4 protein-coding genes are annotated in these 7,746 nt (G+C 71.3%); all 4 read left to right on the top strand.

Annotation, left to right across the window (positions count from 1 at the left end):
- The first annotated feature begins 458 nt into the window (after window positions 1-458).
- The 4 genes from EMA17_RS39435 (at window position 459) to EMA17_RS39420 (ending at window position 7,741) form a co-directional block, all read left to right on the top strand.
- A complete protein-coding gene (locus EMA17_RS39435) occupies window positions 459-2,513 on the top strand; it encodes a B12-binding domain-containing radical SAM protein (RefSeq protein ID WP_218043221.1) in 2,055 nt (684 codons plus the stop codon).
- Window positions 2,510-3,754 carry a MalY/PatB family protein gene (locus EMA17_RS39430; RefSeq protein ID WP_126642033.1) on the top strand — a complete coding sequence of 415 codons (1,245 nt, stop codon included), beginning with the start codon at window positions 2,510-2,512 and terminating at the stop codon, window positions 3,752-3,754. The genes EMA17_RS39435 and EMA17_RS39430 overlap by 4 nt, the downstream gene beginning before the upstream one ends.
- Window positions 3,755-3,900: 146 nt before the next feature.
- The gene (locus EMA17_RS39425; RefSeq protein ID WP_126642032.1) at window positions 3,901-5,172 is read left to right on the top strand and encodes an MFS transporter; all 1,272 of its coding nucleotides are present in this window, start codon (window positions 3,901-3,903) and stop codon (window positions 5,170-5,172) included.
- Window positions 5,173-5,410: 238 nt separating this feature from the next.
- Window positions 5,411-7,741, top strand: a complete 2,331-nt coding sequence (locus EMA17_RS39420) for a glycosyl hydrolase family 18 protein (protein ID WP_126642031.1) — start codon at window positions 5,411-5,413, stop codon at window positions 7,739-7,741.
- The last annotated feature ends 5 nt before the right edge of the window (window positions 7,742-7,746 follow it).

The following is a 7,746-nucleotide window of genomic DNA, read 5'->3' as shown; positions in this document are numbered from 1 at the left end:
GATCCGGGCCCGGGACGGGGTGCCCGGGGCCGACTTGCGAATGCGTGTGTGCTCGGTGGATTCAGGGGGTTGGATGGGTTCCGGGGGCTGGTCACCCGTCCGGCCCGCACCGGCGATGACGCATGCGGACCACCATCGACCGGCGGCCGGGAGGGCGAAAGTGTTGCCCTGTTGCCCGTTCCAGGAAACACCTCCCCACGTGCGACGGCACGCCGAATCACGGCTCTCACGAGGGCTTTCGACCTGCCACGGGCCCGCTCGACGCGCCTCCCGGGACGGCGCTGTTTCCTCGTTTGGGCAACAGGGCAACACTTTCGTCCCCCTGGGGCCTCGCCGATGGTGGACGCCATGCCCGTGCGACGGCACGTGCGGCGTCATGGGGGATCGTTCTGCGGCCCACGCGCGGGATTTCGGCCGTCGGCGGCCTGGTGGCACGTCGGGACCGACCTGGAGGGCCGATGACCAATTCCGTCGACGAAGAACCGACCTCGGCCGGCGCGGACATCAGATTTCACGACGCGGGCGGCGACGCCGCGCCGGCGATCTTCCAGGAACTCCTGAGTACGCGCAGGCGCCGCCTCGCGACGGACCTGGCCGCCGGCCGCACGGCGACCCGATACTTCCCGGTGCTCTCCGTCCTGGCGCCCGTGATGACCCAGGCCGAGGGTGAGATCACCTACCCCGGCGACCCGATGTGCCTGTACGCCGCGCTCAGCCTGGCCATGCACCGCGCCGTCGCCGACGCGGGGCAGCTCCGATGCGCCGAACATTACAACGACCTGGCGCCCGAGTGGACCCGTTTCCCCGACCACGCCTACCGGATGACGGCCGGCCACGACGGCTACCGCGACTACGGCACCGATCCGAACACCGACCAGACCGTCTTCGACCCCCGGATCTGGGACGAGACGGCCCGCGTGCGCTGGATCCGGCTGCTCCGCCGGGTGCGGCCCCGGGTCGTGTTGATCAGCGCGGTCTCCCCGGCGCACCGATACGCCCTGGAGATCGCCGGCCTGGTCCGCACCGAGGTCCCGGACGCCTTCGTGGTGCTCGGTGGACGCCACGCGGACGAGACGGTGATCCGGGTGCCGCATCAGGAGCGCCTGGTACTCGCCCCCAGCAGTCCGCCGACCGTGATCGCCGACGGGCGCGCGCCCCGGGTGTTCGACGCGGTGATCACCGGTGAGGCGTACCACTCGCTCGACCTGCTGATGCGTGCCCTGGCGCTGGCCACCGACCTGGACCGGCGCTGGGTCGACCGCGATCGGGTGTTGCCCTGCCTCCAGGGGCTGCTCGACAAAGAGGGTCCGTCGGTGGGCAGTTCGATGATCGTGCTGCTGTCCGCGGCCGGGTTCGACGTGCTGCCGCAGGACGGATCCACGCTCGATCTGGGCTCGTTGCCCTCTCCGTACGAGGCGTTCGCGATCCGCTCGCGCTTCCCGATCTTCACCCACGCCGACGGCGGCGTGCGACGCACGGCACACGTGATGGTCTCCAACGCCTGTCCCTACCACTGCAATTTCTGCTCGGAGTCGTCCGCGCTCGGCATCGGTCTCAAGCGGTTCCGGGAGGATCCGATCGGCCGGGCGCTGGAACGGGTCTGCGAATACGTCGGTTACGGCGCGGAGGCACTGTTCTTCGACGACTCGGTGTTCTGGAGCGGACGTTCGCACGACATCGCCGAGTTCTGCGGGCGGTTGCGCGACTTGCGTCGGAGCGAACCGGCGGCGCTACCCGGGCGCTTCGCCCGGCTGCTGCCGGAGCCGGAGGATCCGGCCCGGCTGCGGGACCTCGAATGGGGTGCCCAACTCACCGTGGACACCCTGATCGCGCTGCGGGATCGGCACGCGGCGGGCGAGATCCTGAACCGGATGCGTGAGGCCGGCTGCTCGTACGTGTACGTCGGCATCGAGAGCATGTCGACGCAGGTGATGGACCACATCCACAAGAATCTGCGGCGCGGTGCCGACCGGCCCTGGGCGCATCGGGTGCGCGAGGCGGTTTCGCTGGTCAAGCGGCACGGGATGCGGGTGGGCACCTCGGTGTTGTTCGGCCTCGACGGCGAGACGCGCGGCAGCATCGACGAGACGATCGAGGCGGTGGGCGGCCTGATCGACGCGCGCCTGATCGACCTGGCCAGCCCGAACATCCTCACCTACCACCCCGCCACGCCGATCACCCGTGTACACGGCATGCACGATCGGCTCGACTACCACTCGCCCCGGGTGGACAACCGGCGGCCCTACACCTACTTCGAGGAGGCGTTCCCGGGCGTGGTCTCGGTGGTGCTGGCCGAGGACGACATCTGGCACATCCACCGCGAGACGGAACGCCGCTGGGGGGCGGTACGCAACGACTCGTCGCCGCTGCCGGGGGAGGGGGACGGGATCGCGCCGGAGAAGGGCGACGGCGAGGCGGAGGATGCGGAGTCGGATGGCGGTGGGCCCGGCGGCGCGCGGGTCGTGGCCGGTTTCGTGCCGGGCGTGGCCGCCGCCGAGGAGTCCGGCCGATGAGCGCGGACACCACGCCGGCGGCCGACTTCGAGCCCTCGGACCCCGCCGGACACGAACCCGCCCGCCGGCACCCGGTCTTCGACGCGCTCGACCCGGACGCGCTGGCCCGTCGCGACGGCGAGAAGTGGGCCTACGCGCCCGAGGACACGCTGTCCGCGTGGATCGGCGACATGGACTTCCCGATCGCGCCCGGGATCCGCGCCGCGCTGATCCGGCGGATCGACGGCGACCTGGGCTACCCGGTGTGGTTCGACGGGACCGAAGGAGCGCCGCTGGGCGAGGTGTTCGCGGCCCGGATGAAGCGCCGGTTCGGCTTCGCCGCCGAGCCGACCCACCTGCGCCTGTTCACCGACGTCAACCAGGCGATGTCGGCGATCCTGCACCTGGCCACCCGCCCCGGCGACGCGGTCGTCCTGCACACGCCCGCCTGCCCGCCGTTCGTCGACGACCTGCGCCGGATCGACCGACCGCCGCTGACCGTGCCGATCGAGGAGGGCGCACACGGCTGGACGCTCGACCCGGACCGGGTGGCCGCGACGCTCGACCGGGCGGACCGCTGCCGGGTGTTGTTCCTGGTCAACCCGCACAACCCCACGGGCCGGGTACTGCGCCGGGACGAACTCGAAGGACTGGCCGAACTCGCGCTGCGGCACGATCTGTTGGTGATCTCCGACGAGGTGCACGCGGACCTGACCCACCCGCCGCACGTACACATCCCGTTCGCGTCCCTCGGGCCGGAGATCGCCGCGCGCACGGTCACCGTGACCTCGGGGAGCAAGGCGTTCAACCTGGCGGGCATCCGCTGCGCCGCCGCGCACATCGGCCCGCCGGAACTGCGGGACGCGGTGGACGCGCGGCGGGGGCTGCTCTTCGGCCAGGTCGGCGTGCTGGCCGTGGCCGCCTTGGCCGCGGCCTGGGCGGATGGCGACGCGTGGCTGGACGAGGTCCGCGGCCTCCTCGACCGCAACCGCCGCCGCCTCGCCGCGGGACTGCCCGAGGGCATCCGCCACCACTCCCCCGAGGCGGGCTTCCTGGCCTGGCTCGACTGCCGCCCGCTGGGCCTGGGCGACGACCCATATGTCTTCTTCCGCGACCACGCCAAGGTGCTGCTCTTCTCCGGCCCCTCCTTCGGCCCGGAAGGAAATGGGTTCGCCCGCCTGAACTTCGCCACCTCGGCGGGAGTACTGGACACGATCCTGAACCGCATGCACACGGCGCTACGCACCCGCGGCCATGTGTGAGGCGTGAGGAGCGGGACGCGCGAGCGGGGACATCCGTGTGTGCACCCCGGCATGATCCGCAAGTATCATTGCGCAAATCATCTTGCGCAATATTTCTTGCGGATATGGGCTCGAATCCACCGACCATCCGACTTCGGGAGACCGCCATGTCGGCCACCGACGAATCGGCGGCGGCGACCGCCGTCGCCGGGCCGCCCGCGCATCGTGATCGCAATGTGTTGCGCTGGCTGGTCGCGTATACGGCCTCCGTGGTCGGTGACAGCGGGTTCTTCCTCGCTCTCGGATGGGCCGCCAACCAGCACGGTGGGCCCGCGCGCGTCGGGTTGATCATGGCGATCGCGGCGATCCCCCGCGCGGTGCTGATGCTCGGCGGCGGCGTGGTCGCCGACCTGTTCGGCCCGCGTCGTGTGGTGATCGGCAGCGATACCGTGCGCTGCCTGGTCGTGCTCGGCGCCGCGGCGGCCCTGGCGCTGTCCTCCCCCGGGCTGTGGCTGCTGATCGCCGTCGCGCTGGTGTTCAGCGTCGTCGACGCGTTGTTCATGCCGGCCGTGGGCGCGCTCCCGCCGCTGCTGGCCGCACCCGGGGAACTGGTCCGGGTCCAGGGCATGCGCGCGCTGTGCATTCGGCTCGGCCAGACCGCCGGGCCGCCCCTGGCCGGCGTGGCACTGGCCCTCGGCGGCCCGGCCGCCGCATTCACCGTCGCGGGCGGGCTGTTCGCGCTCTCCCTCGTGCTGCTGCTCGCGGTACGGATACCCGGCGCCGGATCGACCGCCGCGGCGGCGACCCCCGCGGGCCGCCCTTCGCGGGCCGCCGCGTGGCGCGAACTCGTCGACGGCCTGCGCTACATCCGCCGCCGCCCGCTGATCCGTCGGCTGGTACTGGCGAGCGCGCTGATCGAACTCGGCGCCGGCGGACCGCTGAACGTCGGCATGGTCGTACTGGCCGACGCGCGCGGCTGGGGCGCCTCGGGCGCCGGCTGGCTCGCGGGCGCGTTCGGTGTCGGTGCGGGCGCGAGCGCACTGCTCCTCACCGTGACCGGCCGGCTGCCCCGAGCCGGCGCGGTCCTGATCGCCGCCCTGGCCGCCGGCTCCGCGGGCCTGGCCGGCCTCGGCTCGACCACCGTGCTGCCGATCGCCGTCGCCGTCGCGGCCTGCGCCGGCCTGCTGTTCGGCCTCAACGGCGGCCTGGCCTACGCACTCGTGCAGACCGCCACCGAACCCGCCTACCAGGGCCGGGTCGCCTCCGTCCTCGGCCTGACCGCCTTCGGCCTCGGCCCGATCGCCTTCCCGCTGTTCGGCACCACCGTCGCCGCCACCGGCCCGGGCCCCGCCTACGCGATCTTCGCCGGGATCAGTGCCCTCGGCGCCGCCGTCGGGCTGACCTCCCCGAGCATTCGCCGCGCCGAACTCCCGCGCTGAGCACCGGCGAACCGCTCGCACCGGTCGGCAAAACCGACTCCGGCGCCGCGTCCGGCGCATCCACTGTTGACCTTTTGGTCCAGACCACTTACCGTCCTAGAGGCGTTTTGGTCCAGACCAATTTCGCCGGCGACTGCTTCTCGGCCGCGACCGACGTCCCCGTCGCGCGGTCACTCCGGTGAGACGCGCGCGTGCACGGTTCCGCACAGCCCTGTTCCACGCACACAGGGAGAGAGCCATGTCCCCACACCCACGCAGATTCCGCGGCACACTCCGCGGCAGATTCCGCACCGGCCTGCGCAGCCGCGCGGCCGTCCTGATCGCCATCCTGGCCCTGCCCCTGGCCGTACTCACCGGTCTGAACGCCGGCGCCGCGCAGGCGGCCGGCAAACTCACCGCGACGTTCTCCGTCCAGGACAACGGCTCGTGGTGGAAGGGCACTTACGTCGTACACAACGGCGGCACCGCCGCCGTCACCGGCTGGCAACTGGAGTTCGACCTGCCGCCCGGGGTCACCGTCAACGGCAACTACTACGGCGACGCCACCGTCACCGGCAGCCACGTCTCGGTCAAGAACGCCTACTACAACGGCACCATCGCCGCCGGCGGCAGCACCGACCCGTTCAGCTACTGGTTCGTCGGCAACGGCCCCGCGGGCACGCCCACCCACTGCACCGTCAACGGCGACAAGTGCGACGGCACCCCCGACGTCCCGCCCTCCGCACCGGGCACACCGCACGCCACCACCGTCACCGCGCACTCCATCTCGCTCGGCTGGAGCGCGGCGACCGGCGGCGACTACGCGGTGACCGGCTACGAGGTGACCTCCGGCGGCACAACCGTCGCCACCACCACGGCCACCTCGGCCACGTTGACCGGCCTGACCCCCGCCACCGCGTACACCTACGCGGTCCGGGCCAAGGACAAACGCGGCAACCTCGGCCCGGCGAGCGCGCCGGTGACGGTGACCACCGTCGACCCGGCGAGCGACCCGACCCCGCCGACCGCGCCGGGCACGCTGCGCAGTACCGGAAAGACCTCCGCCACCGTCGCCCTGGCCTGGAACGCGTCGACGGACAACGTCGGCGTGGCCGCGTACGACGTCTATCGCAACGGCACCCTGGCCACCACCGTCGCCGGCACCGCCACCGCGGCCACCGTCGACGGCCTGTCCCCCGCCACCGCGTACACCTTCACGGTCAAGGCGCGAGACGCGGCGGACAACTCCTCGCCCGCCTCCAACGCGGTGGACGTGACCACCGACGACATCGCCGGCGCCGGCAAGAACCTGCGCGTCGGCTACTTCGTCCAGTGGGGCATCTACGGCCGCCAGTACTTCGTGAAGAACCTGGACACCTCCGGCTCGGCCGCCAAGCTGGACGTGATCAACTACGCCTTCGAGAACATCGATCCGGTCAACCTGACCTGCATGGCCGGCGTCACCAAGGGCACCACCGCCAACCCGCAGGATCCCGACCAGGGCACCGGCGCGGGCGACGCGGACGCCGACTACGCCAGGCCGATGTCGGCCTCGCAGTCGGTGAACGGGGTGGCCGACGACGGATGGGCCAAGCTGCGCGGCAACTTCAACCAGATCAAGCTGCTCAAGGCCAAGTACCCGCACCTGAAGGTGGTGGTCTCGCTCGGCGGCTGGACCTACTCGAAGTTCTTCTCCGACGCGGCGGCCACCGAGGCGTCCCGGCAGAAGTTCGTCAAGTCCTGCGTGGACACCTGGATCAAGGGTGACCTGCCGGTCTACAACGGCGCCGGCGGCCCGGGCACCGGCGCGGGCGTGTTCGACGGCATCGACGTCGACTGGGAGTGGCCCGGCTCGCCCGACGGGCACGCCGGCAACCACTACAACCCCAACGACAAGCAGAACCTGACCCTGCTGCTCGCCGAGTTCCGCAAGCAACTCGACGCCACCGGCGGCCAGCGCAAGCTGCTCACCGCGTTCACCCCGGCCGACCCGGTCAAGGTGAACCAGGGCTGGGACCTGTCGAAGATCTTCGACTCCCTGGACGTGGCCAACATCCAGGGCTACGACTTCCACGGCGCGGGCAGCGACAACTCGTGGGAGCCCAACCGCGCCGGCCACCAGGCCAACCTGTACACCGACACCCAGGACCCGTACCCGACCCACTTCAGCATCGACGACGCGGTGAAGATCTACACCGACGCCGGAGTCAATCCGCGCAAGTTGACCATCGGCTTCCCCTTCTACGGACGGGGCTGGCAGGCGGTGGCCGACGGCGGGGCGCACGGCGAGTGGCAGTCCGCGAACGGCGCCGCACCGGGCCAGTTCGCCGAGGAGGCCGGCACCCGCGGCTACCAGAACCTGCTGAGCAGCGTGCCGAATCTGACCGTCTATCACGACACGCAATCCGTCTCGACCTACGGCTACACCGGAGCCGGCGGACAGTGGTGGACCTTCGACGACGCCTGGTCGATCGGCCAGAAGACGGCCTACCTGAAATCGAAACACCTACTCGGCGCGATGATCTGGGAGATGTCCGGTGACACCCCCAACGGAGCGCTGATGACCGCGCTCGACAACGGCCTCAAGTAGCGAGT

The organism is Embleya hyalina (genome assembly GCF_003967355.1).
In the GTDB taxonomy this organism is placed as follows: domain Bacteria; phylum Actinomycetota; class Actinomycetes; order Streptomycetales; family Streptomycetaceae; genus Embleya; species Embleya hyalina.
Note: the sequence above shows the minus strand (reverse complement) of the source record. Positions and strands in the feature narration are given on the sequence as shown.